Origin of the sequence: Phenylobacterium sp. (assembly GCF_030693805.1) — a bacterium.
Lineage (GTDB): Bacteria > Pseudomonadota > Alphaproteobacteria > Caulobacterales > Caulobacteraceae > Phenylobacterium.
This window is the reverse complement of sequence record NZ_JAUXZW010000153.1, coordinates 1-1,440: the sequence shown is the minus strand read 5'-3', so window position 1 is coordinate 1,440 and position 1,440 is coordinate 1. Positions and strand designations below refer to the sequence as shown.

The 1,440-nt window shown below is 66.8% G+C and carries 1 protein-coding gene; it reads left to right on the top strand.

Annotated elements, in window-relative coordinates:
* Nucleotides 1-1,345: oligosaccharide flippase family protein (locus tag Q8M88_RS06615; RefSeq protein ID WP_305595617.1), on the top strand; the 1,345-nt coding region annotated here is incomplete at its 5' end.
* Between the last annotated feature and the right edge of the window lie 95 nt (nt 1,346-1,440).

Genomic DNA, 1,440 nt, shown 5'->3' with positions numbered 1-1,440 from the left:
GATTGTCGTCGGCACCGGAATCTATCTCGCGCAGACCCTCGGAGTCGAAGGTTTCGGCGTCTGGGTGTTTGCGACTTCGCTCGTAGCACCACTGCTCATGGTCGTGGATGGCGGAACCGAAGCCTGGGGCATACGCGAAGTCAGCACCCATCCCGAGCGCCTGCGGCGCAGCTTGATCGAAATCGTCGCGCTGCGGATGATCCTCGCGATAGGGGCGTCCATCGTTCTGGGTCTGGCCATCGCGCTAGCCAGACCCGCTCAACAGTGGGCGCTCGCCTGGGGGGCGGTGTCGTTGCTCGGCCTCACCCTCAACACGACCTGGGCGCATCGCGGCCTGGAGTCGGCGGCGCCCGCGGTGACCGTCTTGCTTCAGCGCCTCCTCGGCTTAGGACTGATCCTGTTGTTCGTGCGCTCACCTGAGCATGCCGCCCGAGTAACGTTTTGGCAGGGCGTGTCGGAGACGCTCGCCGCGGTCGTCCTGCTTGGCCTGCTGGCGCCAAAAGCCGGCGCCGGACCGCACAGCGCACTCCCGCGGTTCCAGCCATTCACTGTCCTGCGAGAAGCTTGGCCACTGGGCCTCTCCCGTGTCATCCGGATGCTGCCGCTAACGTTCACCACGATCTTGTTGGAATACACGTGGTCCGCCGCCGCCGTTGGCGCGTTCGGCGCCGCACTCCGCATCGCCGTCCTGATCGTGATCATCAGCAGTACGTTCGGGATGGCCACATTCCCGACGTTGGCGCGCGCCGCAACGCTTGGGGAGAACTCGGAGGCGCGCGTTACGGCGGCGATCTTCCGCCTGTTAGCGGCCGTCGTCGCGCCAGTTGCGCTGGGCGGCATTGTCCTGGCCGGGCCATTCATCTCATTGTTGCTAACGGACAAGTTCGCCACGGCCGCCGCTGCGCTGCAGGTCCTGCTGGCCGGCTTCCTCTTGATGTCCATCTCAGACTTGGCGCGTGGCGTGCTGCAGGCCCGACACCAGCAGCGCCGAGACCTCAGGCGCGTGATCGCGGCGTCGTTGGCCGCCGCGGCGGCTGCGGCGGCGCTGACGCCCGCCTATGGGGCGGTCGGCGCAGCGGCCGCGACGCTCTTGGGTGAGGCGGTGGTTCTTGGCTTCGCCGCCCACGCGGTATGGGGCGGAGGCTTCATCGTCATACTGATGCGGCTCATAGGCTATCCCGTGCTAGCGGCCGTCGTCATGACGGCGCCGGTGGCGCTGCTCGATGGGCAACCGCTGGCGGTGAGGGTGCTGGCAGGCGCCGCCGCCTACGCGGCGACGATGTGGCCGCGTAGGCGGCGGCTAATCGCTGACCTTCGCACGCTGGAGCGACCGGGTAGGGGTTGATTTAGCGCTCTGATGAGGCCGCCCCATGGCATCTCCAGACGTCGAAGTCTCCAGAACTGGAGACGAGCTCATAATTTGACAGGAACGTGGCGCGG